25 protein-coding genes and 1 tRNA gene are annotated in these 24,773 nt (G+C 49.0%); 10 read left to right on the top strand and 16 right to left on the bottom strand.

Annotated features, from left to right (window positions below):
• Nucleotides 1-8: 8 nt before the first annotated feature.
• Both Mpt1_RS04530 and Mpt1_RS04525 read right to left on the bottom strand, forming a co-directional pair.
• The gene (locus tag Mpt1_RS04530; protein ID WP_048112596.1) at nt 9-1,166 is read right to left on the bottom strand and encodes a formate--phosphoribosylaminoimidazolecarboxamide ligase family protein; all 1,158 of its coding nucleotides are present in this window, start codon (nt 1,164-1,166) and stop codon (nt 9-11) included.
• 76 nt (nt 1,167-1,242) lie between these two features.
• Nucleotides 1,243-1,584 (bottom strand): DUF6951 family protein, encoded by a 342-nt coding sequence (locus Mpt1_RS04525; RefSeq protein ID WP_048112594.1) that lies wholly within the window; start codon nt 1,582-1,584, stop codon nt 1,243-1,245.
• A 105-nt stretch (nt 1,585-1,689) separates the two neighbouring features.
• Here Mpt1_RS04525 and Mpt1_RS04520 point away from each other — a divergent pair, with 105 nt between their 5' ends.
• From Mpt1_RS04520 to Mpt1_RS07600, 6 genes are all read left to right on the top strand, one after another.
• Nucleotides 1,690-2,262, top strand: coding sequence for a nitroreductase family protein (locus tag Mpt1_RS04520; protein WP_048112592.1), 573 nt, complete (start codon nt 1,690-1,692; stop codon nt 2,260-2,262).
• 182 nt (nt 2,263-2,444) lie between these two features.
• The gene (locus Mpt1_RS04515; protein ID WP_052399291.1) at nt 2,445-3,140 is read left to right on the top strand and encodes a potassium channel family protein; all 696 of its coding nucleotides are present in this window, start codon (nt 2,445-2,447) and stop codon (nt 3,138-3,140) included.
• The gene (locus Mpt1_RS04510) at nt 3,137-3,706 is read left to right on the top strand and encodes a potassium channel family protein (protein ID WP_238603094.1); all 570 of its coding nucleotides are present in this window, start codon (nt 3,137-3,139) and stop codon (nt 3,704-3,706) included. Before Mpt1_RS04515 ends, Mpt1_RS04510 begins: the two co-directional genes overlap by 4 nt.
• A gap of 82 nt (nt 3,707-3,788) precedes the next feature.
• On the top strand, nt 3,789-3,935 hold the full coding sequence (locus tag Mpt1_RS07710; protein ID WP_158386759.1) for a hypothetical protein: 147 nt from the start codon (nt 3,789-3,791) through the stop codon (nt 3,933-3,935).
• Between the two features lie 11 nt (nt 3,936-3,946).
• Nucleotides 3,947-4,534: a Panacea domain-containing protein gene (locus Mpt1_RS04505; protein ID WP_048112590.1), complete on the top strand. Its 588-nt coding sequence runs from the start codon at nt 3,947-3,949 to the stop codon at nt 4,532-4,534.
• A 246-nt stretch (nt 4,535-4,780) separates the two neighbouring features.
• Nucleotides 4,781-4,969, top strand: coding sequence for a hypothetical protein (locus tag Mpt1_RS07600; protein WP_148305837.1), 189 nt, complete (start codon nt 4,781-4,783; stop codon nt 4,967-4,969).
• A gap of 93 nt (nt 4,970-5,062) precedes the next feature.
• Here the strand turns inward: Mpt1_RS07600 and Mpt1_RS04495 are convergent, their stop codons facing one another.
• Nucleotides 5,063-6,304, bottom strand: coding sequence for a magnesium transporter (locus Mpt1_RS04495; RefSeq protein WP_048112571.1), 1,242 nt, complete (start codon nt 6,302-6,304; stop codon nt 5,063-5,065).
• 304 nt (nt 6,305-6,608) lie between these two features.
• Between Mpt1_RS04495 and Mpt1_RS04490 the strand changes: the two genes are divergently transcribed.
• Complete coding sequence (locus Mpt1_RS04490) at nt 6,609-9,305, top strand: hypothetical protein (protein ID WP_148305836.1); 2,697 nt, start codon at nt 6,609-6,611, stop codon at nt 9,303-9,305.
• 125 nt (nt 9,306-9,430) lie between these two features.
• Here Mpt1_RS04490 and Mpt1_RS04485 read toward each other — a convergent pair.
• A tRNA-Gln gene (locus tag Mpt1_RS04485) sits at nt 9,431-9,506 on the bottom strand.
• Between the two features lie 48 nt (nt 9,507-9,554).
• On the bottom strand, nt 9,555-10,187 hold the full coding sequence (locus Mpt1_RS04480; RefSeq protein ID WP_048112567.1) for an adenylate kinase: 633 nt from the start codon (nt 10,185-10,187) through the stop codon (nt 9,555-9,557).
• Nucleotides 10,188-10,298: 111 nt separating this feature from the next.
• Between Mpt1_RS04480 and Mpt1_RS04475 the strand changes: the two genes are divergently transcribed.
• Nucleotides 10,299-11,732, top strand: coding sequence for an FAD-binding oxidoreductase (locus tag Mpt1_RS04475; RefSeq protein ID WP_048112559.1), 1,434 nt, complete (start codon nt 10,299-10,301; stop codon nt 11,730-11,732).
• 281 nt (nt 11,733-12,013) lie between these two features.
• Here Mpt1_RS04475 and Mpt1_RS04470 read toward each other — a convergent pair whose 3' ends face one another.
• Nucleotides 12,014-12,700, bottom strand: a complete 687-nt coding sequence (locus tag Mpt1_RS04470) for a site-2 protease family protein (RefSeq protein ID WP_052399290.1) — start codon at nt 12,698-12,700, stop codon at nt 12,014-12,016.
• A gap of 60 nt (nt 12,701-12,760) precedes the next feature.
• On the opposite strand from Mpt1_RS04470, the gene Mpt1_RS04465 reads away from it, so the two are divergent.
• Complete coding sequence (locus Mpt1_RS04465; RefSeq protein WP_048112557.1) at nt 12,761-14,647, top strand: phosphoadenosine phosphosulfate reductase domain-containing protein; 1,887 nt, start codon at nt 12,761-12,763, stop codon at nt 14,645-14,647.
• On the opposite strand, the gene Mpt1_RS04460 is transcribed toward Mpt1_RS04465, so the two are convergent.
• The 10 genes from Mpt1_RS04460 to Mpt1_RS04415 all read right to left on the bottom strand — a co-directional run bounded on the left by Mpt1_RS04460 (nt 14,639) and on the right by Mpt1_RS04415 (nt 24,196).
• Nucleotides 14,639-15,748 carry an energy-coupling factor ABC transporter ATP-binding protein gene (locus Mpt1_RS04460; protein WP_148305834.1) on the bottom strand — a complete coding sequence of 370 codons (1,110 nt, stop codon included), beginning with the start codon at nt 15,746-15,748 and terminating at the stop codon, nt 14,639-14,641. The two genes, Mpt1_RS04465 and Mpt1_RS04460, sit on opposite strands and share 9 nt — an antisense overlap.
• Before the next feature lies 1 nt (nt 15,749).
• Entirely contained in the window at nt 15,750-17,588 is a 1,839-nt protein-coding gene (locus Mpt1_RS07705) for an energy-coupling factor ABC transporter permease (RefSeq protein ID WP_158386757.1), read from the bottom strand.
• On the bottom strand, nt 17,579-17,953 hold the full coding sequence (locus Mpt1_RS07300) for a Fur family transcriptional regulator (protein WP_052399289.1): 375 nt from the start codon (nt 17,951-17,953) through the stop codon (nt 17,579-17,581). The genes Mpt1_RS07705 and Mpt1_RS07300 overlap by 10 nt, the downstream gene beginning before the upstream one ends.
• Nucleotides 17,954-18,136: 183 nt before the next feature.
• Nucleotides 18,137-18,760, bottom strand: a complete 624-nt coding sequence (locus tag Mpt1_RS04445; protein ID WP_048112552.1) for a DUF1638 domain-containing protein — start codon at nt 18,758-18,760, stop codon at nt 18,137-18,139.
• Nucleotides 18,761-18,866: 106 nt separating this feature from the next.
• Entirely contained in the window at nt 18,867-20,873 is a 2,007-nt protein-coding gene (locus Mpt1_RS04440; RefSeq protein ID WP_048113839.1) for a hydantoinase/oxoprolinase family protein, read from the bottom strand.
• 5 nt (nt 20,874-20,878) lie between these two features.
• Nucleotides 20,879-21,193: a hypothetical protein gene (locus Mpt1_RS04435; RefSeq protein WP_048112550.1), complete on the bottom strand. Its 315-nt coding sequence runs from the start codon at nt 21,191-21,193 to the stop codon at nt 20,879-20,881.
• Nucleotides 21,194-21,198: 5 nt separating this feature from the next.
• Nucleotides 21,199-21,726 carry a hypothetical protein gene (locus tag Mpt1_RS04430; RefSeq protein WP_048112548.1) on the bottom strand — a complete coding sequence of 176 codons (528 nt, stop codon included), beginning with the start codon at nt 21,724-21,726 and terminating at the stop codon, nt 21,199-21,201.
• On the bottom strand, nt 21,719-22,396 hold the full coding sequence (locus Mpt1_RS04425) for a CobW family GTP-binding protein (protein WP_052399288.1): 678 nt from the start codon (nt 22,394-22,396) through the stop codon (nt 21,719-21,721). Before Mpt1_RS04425 ends, Mpt1_RS04430 begins: the two co-directional genes overlap by 8 nt.
• A 68-nt stretch (nt 22,397-22,464) precedes the next feature.
• The gene (locus Mpt1_RS04420) at nt 22,465-23,556 is read right to left on the bottom strand and encodes a uroporphyrinogen decarboxylase family protein (protein ID WP_082007250.1); all 1,092 of its coding nucleotides are present in this window, start codon (nt 23,554-23,556) and stop codon (nt 22,465-22,467) included.
• A gap of 1 nt (nt 23,557) precedes the next feature.
• Nucleotides 23,558-24,196 (bottom strand): cobalamin B12-binding domain-containing protein, encoded by a 639-nt coding sequence (locus Mpt1_RS04415; RefSeq protein WP_048112546.1) that lies wholly within the window; start codon nt 24,194-24,196, stop codon nt 23,558-23,560.
• Nucleotides 24,197-24,462: 266 nt separating this feature from the next.
• Between Mpt1_RS04415 and Mpt1_RS04410 the strand changes: the two genes are divergently transcribed.
• Nucleotides 24,463-24,753, top strand: a complete 291-nt coding sequence (locus Mpt1_RS04410; protein ID WP_048112544.1) for a hypothetical protein — start codon at nt 24,463-24,465, stop codon at nt 24,751-24,753.
• Nucleotides 24,754-24,773 lie beyond the last annotated feature (20 nt).

Raw genomic sequence — 24,773 nt, 5'->3', positions numbered from 1 at the left:
TACTCACCTTATGTAATGATCTCATCAATGCGTTCCTGTTCGATCGCTCTTCTTATCTCCATGGAAAGTCTCCTTCCCGTGCTCATCTCCTTTCTCCACAGGGCGTTGCCGTAAGGATGTCCGACGGACATATGAACGTTGGTGCCTCCGCCTATGCGGGGGGCAACATCGTAAATGTAGAAGTTAAGGTCTTTGTCCACGCACGTTTGCAAACAGAATGGGCCGATAACGCCCGGATTGTAGTATTTCTTCGTCGCCGCAATGTACTTTTCAGCCATCTCGAACGCATTATCCAGCAAAGATTCTCTGAGAGTGGCCGAGTTGTGGCCGCACACTGTGTATTCCGGGATTATTCCATCGTTCTCCAGCTCTACCTGCTGTTTCCCAGGGAGCCTGCAGTACCCGTCAAGGGAAGTTTCGAACCTCCAATCCACTCCCAGGAGTTCGAGTTGTTCTCCTTTCTTCTCAAGGGGGGAACGGAAGAAATCCAGATTGAAAACGGGGCCGATGATGTACTGCTCCATTCTTGCTTCTTTGAGGAAATCCTCTTCGATAACGCCTTGTTTGATAAGTTCTGTCGATTTTTCGACGAACTGATCATAATCCTTCGCAGTGAAGAATCCTCTTTCGAGCTTCTTCACTTTATGGTGCACTTTAATTATGGTGAGGCTGTCTATGTCCTCGGGCCTATTGACCTTCTTCGGGAACGGAAGGCCCGCCTTCTCAAGTATCCAATAATAGTCTCTCTCGCCGCCACGGTCCTCGGATCTGAGGAGGTTCCTGCTTCCGACGATCGGGACCTTGAAGTCATCTTCGACCGCGTCAATGCCGCAATACGACACGAACGATCTGTTCGGTACGAAAAGCACGTTGTTCTTCATCAGAGAATTCTGAACCTTCGGAAGTACGGTGTCTTTGAACTTGTCCACAAGGACGATCTCGTCGATGACTCCCCTTTGAACATTGCCGGAAGCATCGCGCTGGGTCCTGAAATAGTTGGCGAAGGTCTTCTCCCTTCCTTTCTGGCAGACAGCAACGGTGTTGAAACCTTCGGATATCGCCCCGTCGCAGGTATCCAGTGCGGAATGCGATGCAACAACTCCTATCTTGGTTTTTTTAATGTCATATTTGTCAAGGTTTGCCAGAACCTCATCTCTGCTTATCATCGTCTGCCTCAGCCCAAATAGCCTTTGCTATAATATAATGTTTCGAAAGACAGCTGAATGTGTGCCGGCAGAGCGGTCAAACGGTGTCGAACTGGTCGAGGATGACCTCGTTCTGACGCACCCTTTTACAAAGCGACTTCGACAGCATTTCCGTTTCGATCCACGCCGCATCCAGAACGCCGCTCGGCACAAGACAAGGAAACGACAGCGAGGTACATATGTCAGGGTCAAGTATTTTGCTTCCGTGCCTGTCGGTTATGTCAGACATACCGACCTTTGTAAGGAGTTCCGCATATTCTTGAACGTGTTTGCAGTCGGATACGATCTTTACGTCAAGATCTCCGTCGTCTCTCAGGCTGACCGTGATCTTATGGGTCTTGCCGCAGGTATTCATTTTCACTATCACTGTTGAGGGCATGGTCTGTTAATCGTACTTTTTTGTATTATACGGTTGCGACCGACAGGCAGGCACTGAGGAGATGATACAAACTGTAATATAATCAAAAAGCGGGTCTTACAGGGCATGACAGATTATCCGAACGATACTATCAGATCCATAATGGAGCGCAGAAGCGTCCGAAAGTACAAACCGCGGCAGGTAACAGATAAGGAACTGAAAGTAATCATTGACTGCGGGCTTAACGCACCCAGCGCAATGAACGCGCAGGATTGGCATTTCACAGTGATACAGAATGCGGAACTGATCGACTGGATGAACACAAAGATCAAAGAGAACCTGCCAAAGGAATCTGTATCGAGATATAAGGACAGGAACGGCGGTAGGGAGGATTTCAGCATGTTCTACGACGCGCCCACCGTTGTTCTGATAAGCGGCGACGCAAAAGACATCTGGACAGAATCCAACTGCGGGTATGCCGTGCAGAATATGTGCCTTGCCGCACAATCGCTCGGCGTGTCGTCGATAATAATCGGCATGGCACGATTGATATTCACAACGTCAAAGGCAGATGAATATGCAAAAGAACTCGGAGTCCCGGACGGATACAGGCCGCTGTATGCGGTCTGTTTCGGGTACGGGGACATGAGGCCGGAGGCTCCCGCACGCATAGGGGGCAGGGTCAGCTACATCAGATGACCGGCTGCCGTAATACAGATGTCCCAAAACATGTCCGAAAGAATCCAAATCTTAAATATACGTACTGCGTATGTAAGAGTTGGATTAGTTCCAGTACAAAAAAGGTGGCCGAAATTGTCAACCGATTCAGATGACCCCGACGGTAATAGTAGACGCAATACAACGGTTTTGGAGGTGTTGTGATGCCGGACCCGGAATATACGAGCATGGAACATGTTGAGAAGACAGTTCGTGAACTTTTGACCGAAATGAAGGACACTTCAGAGGTGATAGTGGATCTGGCATACGCCGCTCTGCTGTATAACAGCGAGGATATGGCCGAGAAGGTCAATGAGCTGGAAAAAGAGATGACAAATCTGAAGTATGCTATCCGTTTCAAGGTGCTCATGGCATCAAGGAACAAGCGGGACGCACAGCAGCTGTCCGGGTTGCTCCAAGTAGCATCCGCAGCAGACATTATATCAGATGCGGCGGTGGACATAGTCAATCTCCTGAGCCTCCCGCTCGAAAGGCGTCCGTTCGTATCGGCCATGCTGTCTGAGTCGGATGAGAAGATCCGCGCCACAAAGGTCAAGCCCGAATCCTCCATGGTCGGGTACACAATAGGAAAACTCGGCGTGGAAGCATGCACCGGCTGCAGGATAATAGCAATGAAGAATCGTCAGGGCTGGACGTACGACCCCGATGACGACATCAAGATAAGAGCCGGAGATGACGTAATAATAAGAGGCAGTGATGATGGATACAAGCATCTTGTCGAGTACACAACCGGAAGCAAACCCTGGGAGTTCCCCGAAGTATCCGAGGATGAAGAAGAGACAACCCCGCAGGAAGAGGCAGCCAGCATAAACGAGCCCGAAGAGGAGGAAGAGAATTGAACAAGATCGAGGAGATGCTCCTGGAGCTTAAGGACACTTCTGAGTTCATGGTCGACCTGGCATACTCGTCACTCATCTATGACAATGAAGAGATAGCCGAGGAGGTGATCTTCCTGGCAGAGAGGATGAACAACCTTTCCCTGGAAGTGCAGGAGAAAGCCATAGAGATAGGGATGAACAAGCCGGAGGAGGTTGCCAGGATAGTGGTCATGATCAGGCTCCAGGCATCAATAATGTCCATCGCAGATGCCGCCAGATCGATAGCGGATGTTGTTCTGAGAGGATTGGGTAAACACCCGGTCATTGCAATGTCGATAAAGGAATCGGAAACGATCATCAGCCTTGCCAAGGTCACAGAGAACTCACCTCTGGACGGAAAGTCATTCGGTGAGGTCCGTCTGTGCACACACTGCGGAATGTTCGTCATTGCAATAAAAAGGGACAGAGAATACATCTTCGGACCGGGCAAGAACACAAAGATAGAGGCCGGCGACATACTGATTGCCAAGGGCCCGGAAGATGGGGTCACAGCGTTCAAATACATGGCAGAAGGCACAGACAAGTAAGTGCCAGCTAATGTCCGATCACTAGCAATACCCCTTTTTCCATTGAAGGTTAAAATATCTTCCGAACATAAGGTATCTTGGGATGAATATGCACGAGATAATAGTGTCTGAAATGCAAATGGATGTATGCGGAAAGATAGTGATAACAACGAAGTCCGCGTCGGAAGAGGGGCGCAATGTAAAAAGAGGGACGGTCCGCATCGACAGCCCGCCCTTAAATTATTATTAAGAGGATTATCGATGTTATCTTCACATAGTCTTAAATCAGATGCTTACGATGAATATTGTGATAGAGAGGGAGGTAGTAAGACGAATTCTGATTGTGGACAGAAGTTCGAACACATGCTACACTATATAATAAAAAGATGTGGCGAAAAAGAAAATGTTGGGCAGAAAGTCCTCTGCAAGCTATGTTACTTCAGTGATTTTGACCATTATGAGAGAACCTTCAAATCTATAACGGGCAAGAGCTACTGTAAGGCCCCTCATGGCCCTATACCATTCAGCTATGAAGAATCATTCGATTCGCTCGAAAAAGAAGGGATGATAACAGCTGAAAAAAAACAGTTCGATGGCTATAAACAATATCGCTATAGGTCATTAACGGATCCGGATATGAGCGATTTTCTTCCGGAAGAGATAATGTCCATAGAAAGTGCGATAGAAAGATATGGCGACATGACTGGCGGAGAAATCGAAGAGATCTCACATATGGATGTTCCATGGATGATTGCCAGAGACGGCGAACCAATAGATTATGGTGCGGCCATGTACAGAGATCCGTGCACTTCGGTTGATGCTGGACAAGATGATGAAGATGGTGAGTGAATCAAAATATACTGCACCAAAAGCTTCAAAAGAAGCCTGAAGAAGTGCCAGAAAGATCATAAATCGCTTTTTGATGATCTGGATTCGTTCAATAGGGTCATTGTTGGGTTATGCCGCGCAACAAGTAGCAGCGTGAGGATGCAGGATGTAGGCCGATCTCATGGCATCTTTTTACCCGTCTTCAAGGAACAGAGATTTGCATGCAGGTCTGCCGGTGCAAAGGGAATATACCGCATTTTATATTCAATGGATAAGGATTCTCTCCTACTAATAGAGATCTATAATAAAGGGTCTCAGGAAAACCCCGACATAGATCTGATAAAAAAGAGCATGAAAGGACTGAAAGAGTCACATGATCTTTCAGACAGCTGGGTAGAGATCAAAGGCGGTTCATGCAGAAACCTCTACATCAATGATAACCCTAATGATGAATGAAAGGTTGTAAAACGGCCTGAGAGAACAAGTTTAGGAGATGAGAGGAACCATGAGAGTGCGTCTTGTTTAATTCCCTGAGCCATTATTCTTCCGTCATAGTATTAGTAACACAATGATATTGATCAGCACAGCCGCACCGACGAGGTCCATCGTTGAGGATGTCATAGGTATGCTGTGATCATCCGGATCAAGATTGAATCTTACGGCGGTCACCGCCACATAGTATGAAAGGAAGTTCAGGATCGTTGCCGTAAGCATTCCGGAGAGCAGTATCACTCCCATCAATTTTATAAAGCTGATGTCGCCGGTGCCGCCCATGGCCATCGCAGCGATGAAAGATATCACTCCGATATATCCATACGTCACAGCTGCCAGCACGTATGTGATGAGGAAATTCTCATACGCACGTTTTCCCGGGAACCTGCTGACCTCCAGCGTACCAAGATGCAGCATGGATGACAGTCTGGAAGTAAGCATCCCCGATAGAGCATTTCCTTCATTCAGGAAGGCCGGCATCAATATCACCAGCACAGGAAGGACAAGAAGTTCCGGGGTCCTGTGCTCGATTATTATTCCCGCAGCAATGTCTAACATCAAACACATTACCAATATCGGTGCGGATTGGGAGATTATTCTCTTTGCCTCGTCCATCCTTCCGAGCACGATCTTTCTTGTAAAGATGATGACAAGGAAGACCACGGTCGCGAGTATCAGCAGAAGGGTAAGGATGTTTATTATATTCTGATCTGGACAGTGTACGACGAACCAGGCGCATATGAACAGCATAGGCATCGTGACTATGTCCCCGGCGGCCGCGATCAGCGGTGCAGTTATGTTATCTACGTCCCAATCTCTTTTGAAACCGGTCCTTGCGATCGTCAGGTTAACGCCCAGCAGGATTATTCCGGCCATGAGTCCGCCCAGCATGGAAATGAACACAAAGCTGGCAATATGGATCTCCCCGAAATTGAAAAGGACAACGATCGCCCATCCTATCAATCCCATTGCAAGGGAGATCAGGAAGCTGAGCCCAATAGAAGATTCGATGTTGGCCCTGAGTATCGACCCTTTCTTAAAGGACATCTTGAAAGTACCCATGTGCATCGATGTCCCGAGCCTTGAGCCCATAGCACCGAAGATGTTCCCCCTCATCCCGATCGCAGAGTAGACAAGGACCATCATTCCAGGGATCAGAAGTATGTACGTTTCCATCGAACCGAGAAGCATTCCGGCGAAGAGATCCGCAGTCGCAGCTATGGCGAGCGCAGTGAGCCCCATTACGAAAACGGCCCTGTTACGACCGAAGAATCCGCTTACGATTTTACTGGAACTCATATATCCATCACCTCAATTCATGTGTATCTTATCAGGGAACGTCAAGGCGGTATTTATGGAAATAGGCTTGTGTGGCTATTCGGCCCGAGGTCTACAACAGAGACATGAATTATTTGTGCTGCGAGGATGCTATGAATGTAAATTGACAAAAATTAGAGTATTATAGTTATTTATAAATATTATAAATGATACTTTAAGCAATCTAATAGAAATGATTATATCTATGAATCCTGAATAAAAACAGGGGGGCAATTATTTGTCTAATAAAAACATGAAAAAGATAAAACATTGCAATCTGTCAGTGATGGCGATACTGGTATCGGTATTGGTGATCTCTGCCGCTGCAGTGTTATTACTGCAACAAGAAAATGAAGCGAACGGAGCTACAGTAGATAGCATAATGTACATTGACACAGACGGAACTTCAGGGTACAAAAATGATGTGACCGAAGTGACTTCGGAATATCTGACCGGCGTATCTTATGAATTGGACGCCGGTTGGTATATCGCCGCTGGCCAATCTGTTTTTCAGACCATAAAGATCACCGGCGACGTCCACCTGATCCTGGATGGATCTGTGAATGTGGTAAATAACGGATTCAGCATCCAATCCGGAGCAAGACTGACATTATATGGTCAAGGGAAAACGGGGGACAGGCTGAGTTCCTCAGGAACGGCTGTCCAGCTTAAAGGCGGCAGTCTGGTGAACGCTGCAAGCATTTCATGCAACAGCAGCAACAAGACGATCATAGACGTCAAGGAAGGAGATAATAATTCCATCACCAACTACGGCACGATCAGTCCCGCCGGATCGAACAGCAAGGCCATCGCATCTGCGGTGGACCTGACAATCATCAACAACTACGTCAACGACAAACTCAGCGGCAAAATAATGTCTTCCGGTGGCACAAGTTATGCCATATATTCCACCGCAGACGTCATAATAGTCAATGAACCTAACAGTTCCATCGAAAGCTCGGGTGCTGAAACATCGGTCATCTTTGCAAACGGTATCACGCTGACCAACAGCGGCACGATCCGCGGCGTCGGCAATCTTACCGATGCCATCGATGTCAAAGCCCCTTCTACCGTCACCAACAACTCCGACGGTACGATCATCGGCTCAGGTAATACTATCCTTATGAAAGGAGGCGGACAGGTTGTCAACAGCGGTACGATCGGAGCGGCAGGCTGCGGATATGGGATATATCTCAACGGCGGGAAGATCACCAACAACTCCGACAGCATTATCCTGGGCGGAAGCAACGGCGTGACCTTTGCCGCAGACGGCGAACTTTACAACGCAGGTCATGTCGGCGGCACCGTTGCTGTCGAAGCGATCAACGCGGCGTCAATAAAACTTACAAACACAAAATATCTCTTCGGTGCGGTCACCCTCGCCGATGTTGCAAACGATGTCACCTTTGCTGCCGGCAGCGGTATATACCATTACACCGGGACCGGCAACACAGGCAACTTCACCATTGGCTCGGACCCGACGTCAAAGTTGAACTTCACGGGGAGTCCGAACGCTTTGCTGTATGTGAAGATACAGGGTAAGGCGGATATAGGGTCCGCCACCGCAACCGTTGACATTGAGGTCAGCGGGATACCGTCGACACTGCAGGTCGGCGACAAGCTCTTGCTGATAAGCGGCGGTACAGCGACAGGCAGTCCGAAGAACCCCATATTCAGCGGAGCGGGGCATGATTTTTCGGTCAGAGTTGAGAATAATAGACTGATCGCTGACTTCCAGGGCCCCACCCCATATACGTACGGGATAGTGCTGAGTGAGAACGATCACACATTCGAGGATGCAACGCAGGGTTACTCTGCGCAGACTCCGTTCTCTGTCACAGTGACGAACATCGGTACAGGTGCAACAGGTGAGCTGACGGTCACTATTTCAGGTGCGGATGCTTCTTCCTTCACTGTCTCCCCAGGTGCAATAAGCGATATTGCTGCCGGAGGGAATGCGATATTCACAATCGTACCGAACACCGGTCTCGATCCCGGGTCATATGCGGCAACGGTAACGGTCGCTCCGTCATCCGATAACTCCAACCCGGTGAACACCGAGACCGTGGAGGTCAGGTTCACGGTGGATGCCGTCCCGGGCCCGATAAGCTATTGTATCACTGCCACCTCGGACACCGGGTCTGTCATAAACCCGTCCGGAGAAGTGTCTATCCTTGAAGGAAGTGATGGAACATTCAAATTCCGCGCCTTGAAAGGATATGAGATAAAGGCTGTCATAGTGGATGGTAGATCAATTTCGAAGAGCATGATCGGTACTGGCAGCTACACCTTCGAGAATGTGGCGGAGAACCACACGATCGAGATAGTAAGTGCCAAGACCGCTCCGACTTCTAATAATGTGACCGATACGCCTGTTGATGTGAAAATAACCCTCATCGTTGACATCATGAAAGGCAAAGGACACACGGAATACAGCGTGAACGGTTCGCAGTTCGTTAAGTATGACTCCGTTGTCACACTGCAAAAGTATGATAACGTGGCTGTCAGAGCGTATGCGGCCGATGGATACCAGTTCATTGAATGGGTGTTCAACGGCATGAAATACAAAGAGGCCGCAATGACCTTTGAAAACGTGACCGTATCCATATACTCGGAGGTGTACTTCGATGAGAAAGAATCGGTCGCGGCAGGTATCGACAGCACCCAGCCGGAAGGCACTTCGTCGGCCTACATAGGAACGTTAATCCTCGCGTTCGCCGCGGGGCTCCTGATACTGTTCTTCATCTTCTGGAGAAGATACTATGAGGTGATCAAGCCAGAGGCAGCCATCGGAGCGGAGAGGGCGCATAGGAAGAGCGAGTACCGCTTCATGGTCGAAGGACACACCGGCGACATGGAATACCGCATCGGAGAGGATAAGGATGCAGAGTGGACGACAATATCTCCAAACGAGGAAGGGGAGTACATCATACCTCGGGGAAAGATCGTCGACAAGGTGTTCATAGAGTTCCGTTCCCGATGAACACAGACAGTTCCGGAGACGGAAAAAAACCACTTCTTCCAAATTAAAGGGAGCCGGTCTCCCCCCTTCAATCTTTTTTTAACAAGACCCCCAAGAGGTTCAGGAACGGCTAAGCCAGAAAAAAGTGGTAGCCTCGCGCAGATTCGAACTGCGGTCGCAGGATCCAGAGTCCCGCATGATTGACCACTACACTACGAGGCTGTTGTAGTAACCTTCCTCAATACAGATTACTTTTAATAATTTTCTGTATCAGAGGACGGCCTTCTTCACCTTTGCAAAGATCTCGTCAATGCTGCCGACACCCTCGATCGTTACAAGATTTCCTTTTTTCTCGTAATATTTGATAAGGGGCAGGGTACTCTCGCGGTACACTTTAAGCCTGTTCCTCACGGTCTCTTCCCTGTCATCGCTCCTTAATTCGAGGACGGAGCGGCATTTGTCGCAGAATCCGGCCCTCTTTGGAGGGTTGTATTCCAGGTGGTAGACAGCATTGCACTTCGGGCATGTGCGCCTCTTTGTGAGCCTGTCGATAAGCTCCTGATCGTTGACATCAAGGTTCAGCGCAAGGTCGATATGCACCTGTTCCCCCAACGCGTTCGCCTGCTCGACCGTCCTCGGGAATCCGTCGAAGATGATCCCTGTACCCTCATCAAGAGAAGTGATCTTCTCTTTCATCAGAGCAATAATAAGGTCGTTCGGCACGAGTGCTCCGCTCTTCATGTATCCGTCCGCTTTTACCCCGAGCGCCGTACCCTTTCTGACAGCTTCCCTGAGCATGTCCCCCGTGGACAACTTGACGAATCCGTATTGCTCGCAGAGTTTCTCCCCCTGAGTTCCTTTCCCCGATCCCGGCGGACCGAGGAGAACGATCTTTGTCTTCATGTATCCGACCTATCCCTTTCATATTTATAAAGACTGTTTTTAATTTTAATTATCGTTGTTGAGGTGAATACTTTATAATCAATAGAATAGATAGGGTGGGCTGGTGTTCAAATGGAGCAGAGAATTATAGACGAAATTGAGAAGGTAGTAGGCAAGGACGGATATTCCGTAAGTCCGGCTGTATTATACACCTACGGCTTCGATGCGTCGATTTTCCACAACAATCCCGATATCGTGATTCAGCCGAGGACCACTGAGCAGGTATCGGAGATAATGAAGATCGCGAACCGCGAGAAAATACCTGTTGTCCCCAGAGGGGCCGGAACAGGGCTCTGCGGATCGGCGGTGCCGATCAAGGGCGGTATAGTGCTTGCCATGCAGAGGATGAACAAGATAGTAAACATCAGTGTGGCCGATCTGTGGGTGGATGTTGAGTGCGGAATGAACTACAATGACCTCAACGACGAGCTGGATAAGTACGGGTTCGTATTCCCGTGCTCGCCGGGATCAGCCGAGGCATGTCTCATCGGAGGAATGGTCGCCAACAACGCTTCCGGAATGAAAGCCGTGAAGTACGGTGCAACAAGGGATTACGTCCTCGGCCTTACTTTTGTAAAAGCGGACGGAGAGATCGTACGCGCCGGAACAAGGACCGTGAAAGACTCATCAGGATATCAGCTGGCACGCCTAATGTGCGGTTCGGAAGGAACACTGGGTGTAATAACGGAGATAACGCTCAAACTGACCACCAAGCCGAAGAAGTCGGCATATTGCCTCTGTACATTCAACAGTATCCACGATGCAGGAAGGTGCATCGCGGCGATAATCGCAAAACCCCTCATACCTGCTTCATGCGAGCTTATGGACAGCGTAAGTATAAGAGCGGTCAACAAAGCAAGGGGCAACCCCGTACCGGACTGCGAAGCGCTGTGCATATTCGAGGCCGACGGAGAGAACGACGACATCGTCGACAGGGATATCAAACTCCTGGGCGAGATCGCCAGAGAGAACGGTGCCACATCGGTTGCCGTTTCCAAGGACAAGAAACAGATAGACGCATGGACCGACGCAAGGAAATCGATAATGACCTCCCTTGCCGCTTTGAAGCCCGGTTACTCATCCGTTTCGCTTGCAGATGACATGGGTGTACCAATATCGAAGGTACCGGATGCAGTAAAAGCGTTCCAAGAGATCGCCGACAAATATCAGATAACCATTGCCACCTACGGACATGCCGGTGATGGGAACCTGCACACGAAGATGCTTGTCGAGCCGTCGAACGCAGACGAGTGGGAGAGAGCCGTGAAGGCAACAGACGAGATATTTGACGTCTGTATCGACCTTGGCGGAACTGTCACGGGAGAGCACGGCGTGGGGATAGCAAAAGCGCCAAAGTTCGTAAGGGAAAGGGCATCCGAGCTTTCGTCGATAATCGCAATAAAGAAGGCGATGGATCCCAACAATATCCTCAACCCCGGGAAGCTGGAACAGTGGGAAGGTTCGATCCTCACCAACCTCAGGTACCCTGTTAAAGAGTATATGTAAACCTTTTTACAACCCATTTCTCTTTTATTGTTTCGCATCGGTCATCTCTTTTTGCTATAAGCAAGTGCATTCTGCCGATAGTCTGCGGTGATCAAGACCGCAAAAAAAGAGTTCCGATGCAGGCACAAAAAAGGTCAAACAGCTATTAATGAACATCCGCCAAAGGTGTTTCGGCCCAGATATTCTAAGTATCGAACATCACGAACCCGTACGGTATGTAGCCCAGGGCTCTGCAAGTTCTTATCTTGTCGGGATGTGAACTTATTTGCTTCGTTCGGGTGTCAACTCATGATGTAGATCCAAACGTACGCAACTTCCGCAATGCCAATCAACAGGGCGGCGGCGTATATGGGTTTGTTCCATGCGAGTATCTTTGACCCGTCAAACGGAAGAACCGGGATCATGTTGAACAATCCCAAGAATGCATTCAGCCAGGCGAGCATTTGGAACAAGCGATAGATTAGCAAGTTCAATGTGCCGATATAGCCTGGTACGATGAAAATAAGGACGACGATCGCGATTGCAGAGATGGTGAAGTTCACCGCCGGCCCCGCAAGGCTGATCTTTCCGTGTGTGTTCTTGTCAATGTTCCCCTTTATGTAAACCGCACCCGGGGCTGCGAACAAGAAACCGATCAATACCGCAAAGATCAGTGCCATTACCAAACCGTATGGGAATGCTCTGAATTCCGACCATGCGTTATATCTTTGGGCGACGAATTTGTGCCCGAACTCGTGAAGAAGAAAACTGAAGATCACAAGAATGAAGGACATTATCACGATCAGGATGATGTTCTTCGTCGTGTCGTAGTCAAATTTATTCCCTCTCATGATGAAAGAGAACGCTATTCCGAGCACCGCTATGGCGGCGATAATATGCAGGACCTCCGTTTTGCTGAATCTGATCTTTCCTTTTGTGGATCCATATGTCGGATTGACCTGTCTCAGACTGTCGCCGGGCATCTGCATAGAAATCGTGATTCATGTCATTGTTTATAAATGTGCATAGGATTGAGAAGCCGGAGTAAAATGGCCCGGAACATCGCACACGGCAAAGTGGAGGGAAGATGGTGTGATGGATGCGGAACGCTGATACTCGGAAAGAAATGCTCTTTCTGCGGTTCCGCGGGAAGGGGGTTCGAGACGAACAGCCCGGGAGACATCCGACCGTGTATGGGCGATAGTATCGGCGTGGTGAAAGAGCTTTTCAGAAGATCCTTCGGGACCGATGAACCATTATCCGGCAGAATGATCTTCTTCAACAAGATCCCCGGCGAGGATAGGGCCGATGAGATCATCGCTCACGGAGAGGTCATAGGGGCAGTAAGATTCGACCCCAGAGACAGTATGCTTCACTTAGAACTCAGGCAGGCCGGAGCGGACATCTTTGCTGTGCCAGCAACAAAAAATATCGTGGATATCAAAGGCTCCGGACACCTGAAAGGAAAGGTGATCGCCGGCGCAGAGGTATTAGAGGTCACAGGTGATTTCTCGGCCGGCGACCCGATCATTGTAAGGAAAGGAAAGAAGGTCGGCCCCGGGACCGCGCTTGCAGACAGCAGGGACGTAAGGTCATCAGAAAGAGCCGTTAGAGTAAAGGATCTCGATCCGACGGAATGCAGACCGATCTCACCGACATCCGGAAGGGAAGAGTTCGTCAGATCGAACAAAGAGCATCTAAAATCATTAGAGATGAATGCCGTAAGCGACATAAAGTCGTTCGTTTCTAAGAAGGATGCGCCCGTCACCGTATCCTTCTCAGGCGGAAAAGATTCTCTTGCTGCGTACGGAGTGGCTTCAAAAGCGGTAAAGGAAATCACGCTGTTATTCATCGATACAGGACTGGAGTTCCCGGAAACATCCGAGTACGTAGAAGAATTCGCCTCAGAAAACAACCTGAAACTTCTCAAAGCATCCGCAGGGAATGCTTTTTGGGAAAATGTGGATATATTCGGGCCCCCCGCAAAAGATTTCAGGTGGTGTTGTAAGGTATGTAAACTCGGCCCGATCACCGATCTGATATCAAAAGAGTTCCCGAAAGGCACGATAACAGTCGAGGGGAACCGTATGCTGGAATCGTTTGCAAGATCGGACATCGGCTTCGTTTCGAAGAACCCTTTCGTTCCTAACCAGACAAATCTCAATCCGGTCAGAGCATGGTCTGCCGCAGAGATATGGGGTTATATTTGGATGAAGGGACTACGTTACAATCCTCTTTATGACAGGGACTTCGAGAGGATCGGATGTTACCTTTGCGCATCATGTCTGGCAAGCGAGTGGAAGAACACCGAACGGCTGCATCCGGAGATGTACGGCGGATGGCAGGAATATCTTCACAAGCATGCGGATTCAAAAGGACTCCCTTCTGAATATGCAGATATCGGATTCTGGAGATGGAAAGTACTTCCACCGAAAATGATACAGATCGCAAATGAGATGAGCCTCGATCTGAGGCCGAAAAGAGAGACAGGCCCGGCAGTGAAAATGATGAAGGGAGCTTCTCCATGCACGGCAGGAGGCTTTTCAATGGAGGCTGTTATCGATGTGCCAGCAAAGAGAGATTTTTCTTTTGTCGAGGATTCTTTGAGTGTCATCGGGGAAGTGAAATATTCTCCCGAATTCGAGATAGCTCTCCTTAAGGTCAAGAGAGGCAGGTCGAAGCTATTCGGCGGCGGACAGATATCAGTTACCGCCGAAACGATGAAAGAAGCCGAGAGGCTCTTCGAACGTACAGCAAAGGCGCTTATAAGGGCGGAGATGTGCACAGAATGCGGGATATGCGCAAAAGGATGCCCGAAGAAGGCGATAACGATAAACGGCGGTTTCAGAGTGGACCAGAAGAAATGCATAAGATGCGGGAAATGCGAGAGATCCTGCATGGTAATGCATTATTACGACAAGATCCGATCAGCGTAACTCTTCTACCGGTATGGTTATGCCGTGTGCGGCGACATCCATCAGTTTACGGTCAAGGACATGGTCCAAGGGATCATCGAGATAAATCGATGCATCATTCCCTCCGAGGATGTCATCCATGCATCTCTCAATGGCATTGAACCCGAATTGTACCTCTATGCCGTTCTTTTCAACGAAAGAACGTGACGAACTCCCATATACTCCCACGCGTCCGTGCAGTTCTCCGGTATACCCAGGCCTCAAGATATAAAGTGTTCCGGGGATGATCCCGCGACGCATGTTCAGCAACACAGTCGACATTGTTCTTCCATAGATGTCGCTCCTTCCGTTCACGCTCATGAACTCGTTAAGCGCATGCACCATAGGGACTGACAGACAAGCTTTCTCGAGCACATCTTTCATTGAGAATACTTCGAAAGGCGTCCCTTGTGCCAACACCTCTCCGTCCATAACAACGATCACTAGGTTTGCCCATGAATATGCCGTCTCTATGTCATGTGTGGATATTATGACGGTGGACCCATCCATATTCACTTCGTCGGCTATCTCATAAAGACGGTATACCATCTCCGGGTCCAGTCCGGCCGTCGGCTCGTCCATTATGAGCACCTTCGGGCGCATGGCGAGCGCACTCGCAACGGCGACCCTCTTCTTCTGTCCGAAGGACAGGTGATGTATGGGCCTGTGCCGTTCGCTCTCCATGCCGACGATCTTGAGCGCATCATCCACTCTTTTGCGCACCTCTTCTATCGGGAGATCGAGGTTGAACGGACCGAAGGCCACATCGTCCTCCACGATCACGTTGAATATCTGGTCATCCGGGTTCTGTGTGACAAGCGTGACATCTTTCCTGAGTTGGATCAGTCCTTTCTTTGAGTGATCGATGACCTTTGAATTGTACTCCACCTCCCCTTCGGTCTGCCTCAGTATCCCGTTGAAATGCATGAACAATGTGCTCTTCCCGGCACCGTTCGGTCCCACAAAGGCGACCTTGCATCCGGTCGGGATCCTTACCGAGACGTTCTTCAGTGCATGTTTTCCTCCCTCGTATACAAAACTCAGGTTCTTCGTTTCGAGTATTGTCGTCATCATCGGTTCCATTTTACACAACTCCGTACTGCAGCAAAATAAAGAATATCACGGAGACAAACATCACCGATGCGCAGAACAATGTCGGCACAATATTCCTCTCCCCCTGTGAAGAAAGACTTTTGAAATCCCCCTGGTAGTTCCTGCACTGTAAAGCGACCTGCCCCCTCTCCGCCACATCGAGCGAGCGCATGAACATGCCGACCGCCAGCTTAGATGTGGTCTTCATGCTTCTTCCATAGCCGCAGTAGCCGAATTTGCATTCGGCGGCAAGGTGCATCTTCTCCGCAGATTCCATAAGAAGGAAAGTGTACCGATAGATCAGAACCATCATTTCAACGAAAACGGTCGGGAACCTCAGTTTTCTGAGGGCTTCCGCCAGACGCGGAACGGGAGTGGAGATCGCAAATGAGAACAGGAGGAACAGCGCCGCGGTCGCCCGCAGATATACCATTAATGCGAAAGAAGTGCCGGCATCGGTGAAATTGATGGTAAAGCCCAGTATGGTCACCGACATAACGCTCTCTCCCGGCATTACGACAGTGAAGACCAGGGCACCTATGACAATGAATGTCTGGGCATAGAGGAAGAGTTTGATCATCAGACTCGGAGGCCTCATCGAAGAACCGTAAAGGAGTAATGCCAATCCTATCACGCAAGCGAGCACAGGCATCCATATGCTTTTCGAAGCGATGTTCAAAACCAGCAAAGAAAAGACAAGGAGAAGTTTTGCCGCTGGAGACCAATGGAGCATCGGGCTGTTGTATGCTGCGGTGTCGAAGGTATTGAATTCGTTCCCGTGTCCTTTTCTGTGCCTCCTGCACTTTCTTTTCTTAGGCGGTTGTTTCTGCGGCTGCGTTTTCCTCAGAAGCCTGCGCATGACGTAAACGAGTATCAGAACACCGATCGCAGTTTGCAGGATGAACAGTATGCTGATCCCGAAGTCGCCGAATTGTATGAAATTCTCTGTTAATTTTTGGAAACCGGGAATAAGGTTCGTGATCGTGTTCGCACCCGCATCATCGGTGCCGCCGGTATTGCCCAAGAACATCGTAAGATATGCAAGCAGTATCACCGCCGCAGCAATTATTATGAAACCGATCATCATCAGCTTGCTTTTATCAATATTTATGCGGCTTTTTCTCTTGGCCTTAGTTACGCCGTCAAGGATGCGGCTTCTCTTTTGAACGTTGCCGTCATATCCGATACCCCTGACAAGATCGGTCCTCACGATCGCCAAATAATTGAAGAACAGCACCATCATGGCGCCTTCCGCAATTGCGATGGGTATCTGCGTCACAGTGAATATGCCGAAGAACGTGGCGTATGTGTGTACGAATGATGTGAAGCCTACATATGGTACTACAAGCGTCAGTTGCAGTGAGGTCACAGTATATGTGACGATGTTAGCAATAAATGCTACAATGAAGACGGTCACAGAGGTATTGATTTTGTATTTTTTGAGTAATTTGAAAACACCGTATGCGGCGAACGGTCCGGCGATGCCCATCGAGAACACATTTGCGCCGAGTGTGGTGAATCCCCCGTGCGCCATGAATGTTGCCTGAAAGATCAGAACAATGGTGCATATCACGGTCGTTGCTCCCGGTCCGGAAAGCAATACGGACATGCCTGTGCCGGTGGGATGCGATGATGAGCCGGTGACAGATGGGATCTTCAGTGAAGAGAGTATGACAATGAATGCCCCGGACAGAGCAAGCGATATCTTCTGCTCCGGATGCTCGTCGAAGAGTTTCTTCATCCGGTGTATGCCATATGCCAGGAACGGCAAGAACACAACGGTCCAGAACACTGCCCACGGGAGTGGTAAGAAACCCTCCATTATATGCATCGTTCACACTCCTCGCATACTCCTTCGAAGCTCATCTTCCATCTTTTGATATGTAAGCCGACCTCTTTGGAAAGGTAGTTCTGATCTGCGAGAGGTATGTCAATTCTAAGCATTTTACCGCATTTCTCACAAATGAAGAATGCATTTGAGAATGGATGCCTGGTGTAGTATTTCTCATCCTTCCAGGTGACCTCGCTTATCAGCCCCAGGCCTATAAGTTTCTTAAGGTTCCGATAAACAGTGGCTATCCCGACATTTTCCTCTTTTTGTAAAAGTTTCTTATATATCTGCTCAGCGCTGAGGAAATGTTCCGTTTCATACACGATACCGAGTGTAGAGGAAAGTTGTGGGGTCCAACGCTGCATAGAGCAGCATTGGTGTTAAACTACTTAATGATAATGATTATCAATAACAATAAGGCTCAAATATTAGTCATTTAATGAAAGAAGAACTTGGTCTTTGATATGATAAAAACGGAGGAAATAGAAAAAATACAACGCACGAGCCAATAAAAATTGATATATCTGGCACAATGGAAACTGGGGAAATTACTGCGATACGCTCTGCGCCAGTTCTTTTACTTTTTTTATTGCGTTTTCCATTGCAGTAAGATCGCACGTCCTCTCATCATGTTTCAGTCTGAGCTGGTTTGCAAAGTCCTTCGAACCTGCGATGTATTTGCCGTCTTTGTCTTCAACGCCGGTATCGATGTAGAGGCATCTTTCATAGGATTCGAACATCATATCCATGAATACCATCGGATCGACGCCTTCAAAGCTGTCGAGATGCATCTCTTTGATGATGCCGTTGATCCCTTCACGTGCCCATCCCGGAGATGAGAACCATGTGCCAGTGCATATCTTCTTTTCATTGGTGTACTCTTTCGCGCCGAGGAATACGCATATACAATCGTCACCCTCGAACATGACCAGCGGTACGTCCACCGATTCCTGGAAATTACCCAATGATTGGCAAACGGCATACCCTAAAAGGACAGCGTCCACCTTACCCTTCAATGCGTTCACTTTTTCTATCAGTTTTTCACGCATTTCGTCAGGGTATGCGTGCAACGCAAACTCAACATATTCTTTGTGAACAAAGTCCGGATCATCTTTGGTCAGGTGTTCGAATTCAGGCTCGAATATGTTGCAGGCTACAAGACCTATTCTCATTAGTACGTAAGGGGAATCTACGTACAAATACATTGTGCCAACATACAACTCTATATGTCATTCGGCAGCCTGTCGGCGGCTCATTCCAAGCCCGATATGCAACTGATCACTCTGTGATTTTGAACTGTCTCGGTTTCCCGACCGCGGTCAGCGTTATGAATGTCTCGATCAGAAGGCTGCCGTCATAACCCTTTCCGAACCCGACCTTCTTCTCGATCTTGTTCACGCGCACTTCCACATAGTCAGCACCGGCTTTCGTTGCTTTTTCTTTCACGAGTCTGCTTCCTTCTTCGATCGCCGAGACCGTTGCTACACTGAGTTTCTCAAATGTAAAGCGGCCGTAAGGCGCAAAGAGCGTACATGACGGGTCATCTAACGAGCCCTCTCCCGAAGACGGCCTAAGAAGGATCTCCATGCTCTCGATCACATTGCCGGTGACTGCGCCCACGGCGTTCCCGACCTCTGAGTGTTCGGGCAGGAGCAGTTCCGTCCCGAATTTTGATGCGACCTGCGGGAACCACGCCGCAACGGGCGCTCCTATCCCTATCAGGGGTTTGTTGAGATGTATCACGCAGCCGAAGTCGAGCCCGTCACATCTGGATATCGCTTTCCACATAAGGTGGTGCCCTACCGTGTCCACATCGAGGGTATTCGTTTCCTCAAAGAACAGTTTCCTGAGCAGCACCTCGGCCAATCTGTCGATCACTTTGACCTTTGCGAATTCTATGAATTCTTTATCGCTCATGTTCAGCTTCTGTGACTGGTGTCTTATTGCATATTCTGATGCTGCTTTTTCATATTCTACGTAAGATCCTTCCGCATGGAGAAGATCCGTCGGCGTCAGACCGATCCTTTGTACGATACCCAACTCCTCCATCTTGGAAGCGTTGAATGCAAAGGGATGAACATTCAGTTTTTGACCGGCCTCTTTAAGAGAGAACGGCTCTTTGGAAACGAGGTCAAGCAGTGCAATATCGTCTTTGTTCAGGGACACATTCTTCATTTCTTTTGATTTGATGAAGAATTCCGTATCCTGAACGATATCTCTTGCATCCATGCTCTCGGGTGAGAATCCCGATTTCCTTTCTGCGATATCCTTCAAACGCGGAAGTAACTGCGGCCACTGATTGGCTGCGATGCACAAAGGTATGACCCTAGTAGGTTCCAACAAGAATTTGTTCCCGTTGACCACTATTCTGGAATCTCCGCCTATTCCATACGTTGCTATCTCTGCGGCCATGACCCTCGTCCGGCGGTTGCCTATTACGGCACCCTCTTTTTCAAGCCTCGGGAAACCGTTCCTTAATATGCCGATATCCGTAGTGGTCCCGCCCATATCCATTACAACGGCATCATTCACTCCTGTAAGCATCTTTGCGCCGATCAGGCTCGCAGCCGGCCCGGATAATATGGTCTCGATAGGTTTCTCGACAGCCACGCTCTCGCTCATTATCGAGCCGTCGCCCTTTACGATCATCAGAGGCGCGGTGATCTTGTATTCTTTCATTACTTTTTTAACAGAATCAATAAGATCCTTTATTATCGGTATAAGGCGGGCGTTCATCACGGATGTTACCGTACGCTCGTGATATCCTAAGCTGGATGATAATTCATGGCCGCAGACCACAGGAACATCAAGGATCTCTTTTGCGATCATCTTCAGGCGGAGCTCGTGCTCGGGGTTCCTGACGCTGAGGTAACTGTTGATCGCCAACCCGTCCACGCGGCCTTTTACAGACTGCATGAATTTTACGGCGGAGTCCTCGTCCAGTTTGGTCGTCTCATTCCCACTTAGGTTATGGCCCCCCTTAATGGTGGTATGGAGGTCGACCGGTATCGACATCTCGAATTCCTCTCCGACGCATATCAGGCCAACGCGGCATCCTTTACCTTCTACGATGGAGTTCGTCGCCAATGTTGATGACAGAGATACCATCTCGACATTCTTCAAAAGCTTCTTGTCAAAGTGGACGAGCGTATTCCTTATTCCGACGGAAAGGTCCTCTCTCGTGGTAAGCGCTTTCGATTTCTCCAGGACCTTGTTCTCTACCATCTCCATAAGAACAGCGTCTGTGTATGTTCCCCCTGTATCAAATCCTAAACCTACATGCAAAAAACTCACCTGCTGGGCCTTAAACCGTTGTCCTCATTATATTTCGTCACGATCTTCGTGAGATGTTCCGCCATGACCCTCTGTTGAATATCATTTTGTATCTGTGGGGTCTCCGTAATGAAGAACTCCGTGTCGCATTTAGCGCATCTCAGCTTGGGGCAGTTCTTCCATGCTTCGGAACAACCCTGGCATGCAAAGGTGCGCGCATAGACCATCGAGAACTCGAATCCGCAGTATGGACATTTGAATTTCTTAAGGGATGCCGTGGTGTTATATGAGAATCCCTTATGTCTCATTGCCTCATAGAATCCGTTAACCATTTGTATCACTTCATGTGGTGTGCTATACTTCTTTCAGTATCATAGTGGTCGGCTGTGATCTCATACGGAATATCCCACTTGGCGAACGTACCGTCAAGCACTTCCAACACACTGTCTCTTACGCGGTCGTCCCATATGCCGTGGACGATTATGTGCAGCATGAACCGTGCATTATATATCACGTCCGCTTCCAAAGCGTCTTTGATCCTCGCCGGCTTCCTATAGTCGACGATGCTGCTCATTATGCTGCCGTCATCGTTGGAGAAGAACGATTTCACATGGCCTACCAGATCGGCTCCGTTGTCCATGCAGCTTTTCGTGACAGCGGTCATTATGTCGTCAATGAATTTCAGCACGATTTTCTTCTTTATTCCGTCAGGTGAGTGTACGTCGATATCTATGGCATATTTCCCAAGTTCGTCGACGGCCCTGTGTATCTCCAGGTGCAGGCGGTCATGTTCGCTCTCATGGTCGTCATGGTCATGATCTTCATGATCGTGGTCGTCGTGATCGTCATGGTCATCATCATGCATCCTTCCGCCCTCCGTACTGTTTTCTCAGAAGTTCCTCTTCTATCGCCTCATCGTACCGTGCCGATATGCGGTTGACGATAAGGTCGCATGCGATGTCTATGCCCCGACCTGTCTCCGACGACATATGGTAAACTTCCGCTTTCGGGTTCATCTCTTTGATCATCTTTTCAGTCTTTGCGATGTCCGCCGCCGAGGCGGAATCCACTTTATTCACGAAACACACATCAGCTTCGCGTATCTGCGTCTCGACAAGCCTTTTGACCGCTTTTACAAGAAGATCCACTCTTGTCGCATCCACGAGCGTGATCACCGGTGCATGCTCAATTATCATGTCGGCCTTCGCCTCCGAATATTCGGCGGCCCTCTTAAGGCCCCAAGGTATGGCCACTCCCGACGGCTCTACTATCACTATGTCGGGGTTGAACGAATCATGGAGGCTCGCAAGCGTCTCCGAGAACGTGCCAGCTATCTGGCAGCATATGCACCCGCCGGCTATCTCTTTTGCTTTCAATCCGTGGGCCTCTATGAATTTAGCGTCAACATTGATCTCGCCGACGTCGTTCACAACGATGGCGATCTTGTATCCTCTTTTCATCAACTCGTCAACGATCTTCATGACCGCTGTCGTTTTTCCGCTACCCAAGAATCCGGCAATTTGAGAGACCTTCATAGTATTCACTTATACGTCCTAATAAAGAAGATAATGTAAAAGGTTTGTGAAAACAGAGTGACGTGAGTTTATCCCGTCTTTCCGTATTTCTTTGTCGTGTCGACAACCGCCGCGATGTTCTCCATCTTGGTGTGTATGTCGGGCGGGACTTCGCAACCGGATGCAATACAGTATTTGGTGTCCGGCAGACCCCTCTTGCACAATGCGGTCTTGACTTCCTTGATCAGATCCTTTGTCACCTGGGTGATCTTCTCTGTGGTTCCCCTTATGAAGAGCTGAGGGTCGATGTTGCCTCCGATGATACATTTGTCAGCGAAGCCGTTCGCAATTGTCTCAGCCGCCGACGGCGATCCCGGGATGAGCGGGTAGTATGCCATCGAATAGATGGAGGTCTTGAATTTTGTGATCTGCGTTTCAAGGTGCGGAAGGTCGGCGCAGTTGTGGACGGCTACTGCCATTCCCTCTTTTACGGTGAGTTCGTTGAGTTTCAAGGCATACTTCTTGCATCCCTCGAACTCTTCGTACTCGGCGTCACCAAGGCAAGAGTAGTTGCCCCAGAGGTAGTCCCAGCAGAGTCCGACGCAGCCTGTTTTACCGAAGGCTTTGGTCATTTCCACATCGTATGCGGTCATTGTCGCCAGTGCTTTGTGGATCGCAGACGGGTTTGTGAACATATCCATGAACACCCTCTCGGCACCCGCACTCTGCGTGAGCGCCAGCAACGGTCCCTCTATGAATCCGGCCGTTATGACCTTGTCCTTCAAGGCCTGGCTGTAAAGCTTTGTTCCCTCTATGAGGACTGCAGATCTTCCTTTCTTTATGTCCGGGACCTCGAGTTTCTCGTAGTCTTCGGTGTTGTGGATTATGGTCTGGTCAACGAACGGTGTGTTCTGTTCATCCATCCTGACGTGTGCGCCCAGGTCGCCTGCCATGACCGACAGGTCCATCAGACCTATTGCAAAGTCAAAGTCGAATTTTTTCTGTCCCTCTATGAACGCCTGCGCGTACAGTTTTGGGTTGTGTGCCCACTCACGGTATGTGATGCCGCCGTTAACGAGTTTCCTGTTAACACCGCAGGCGATGGGATATGTCATGAGTCTGTCGCCCTGCTTGGTCTGGAGTGCGGCCATTACTCTTTCTATGTGGGTCATGTCTGCCATCTTACAATGCCTCCTTGAGCCAGTTTGCGCAGTCCTGTGCGTTTGCATCTCTGTGGTCCGCGCCGATCTCCTTTGCGAACGAAGGAGACGTAGGTGCGCCGCCGATGCATATCTTTACCTTTTTCCTGTAACCGCTTTCGACAAGCCCGTCGACAACTGTCTTCATTCCATCCATGGTGGGTGTCATCAGCGTGCTGAGGGCGACCGCGTCCAATTTTTCTGATTTTGTTTCTTTAATTATCTTGTCCAACGGTACATCCTTGCCCCAGTCTGTTACAACGAAGCCACCGGCGGTCAGCATGGTTTTGACGATGTTCTTTCCGATGTCGTGGACATCTCCTTCAACGACCGCCGTCGCACATTTTTTCATGTCTTTCATTGATGCTTTCGGTATGGCCGGCAGCAGGAGGTCAAGTCCGGCGTACATTGTTTTTGCGGACATCAAAACCTGCGGCAGGTATACCTGACGCGCGGCATATTTGTCGCCTATGATTGACATTCCTCTTACCAGTCCATTGTTGATGGCGTCAAGCGGATCCATCTTCGCCGCCAGAGCTTCTTTAGCTCCTTCCTCGGCAAGGTTGGGCTTTCCCGTAACGACAGCCTCACTCAGTTTATTGAGTATTTTTTCTTTTGACAAAATCTTCCTCTCCTATTCAATACCCCCGATTTGGTTGTATTGATTTCCAATAACTAATACATCATTATTTATAACTATCGTAACCTGGTTACATATACATCCAGAGTTTTGTCGAAAATCATCACTTTTTCTATATGGCAACCTATAGTTATAAATAAACAATAAAAACTCAAAACTCTATTGTCGGTTGAGTCAGTCATCGCAAGCAGGCGTCAGAGGAATAAGTTTATTAACTTAGTGACTAACAAGACTTTGGTGAGGGCACAATGGGCTTTGAAGAATACGTTGTCGATCTGAATGCAGACTGCGTCTGCGGCTGCATGAGCGGGGACAGATACCATAAGATATTCCGTTTCCCAAACAGATACGGAGCATCGGTGGTTTCCAACCCCAAGAAAAAAGGATTCTCTGAAAGCGGATATCGTGTGCTTCTGTTAAAATTCAGCAGTGATACCGAATACAAGGTCGTAACTATGCCGGTGCTCGATTCAAGTATTTTGGAATGCGATACATGGGATCAGGCTGAGGTAGCGTTGGGAAAGATCAAAGAGTTATAACGAGCTCCAACGCGGAGTCA

It is taken from the genome of Candidatus Methanoplasma termitum, from assembly GCF_000800805.1.
GTDB classification, from domain to species: domain Archaea; phylum Thermoplasmatota; class Thermoplasmata; order Methanomassiliicoccales; family Methanomethylophilaceae; genus Methanoplasma; species Methanoplasma termitum.
Note: the sequence above shows the minus strand (reverse complement) of the source record. Positions and strands in the feature narration are given on the sequence as shown.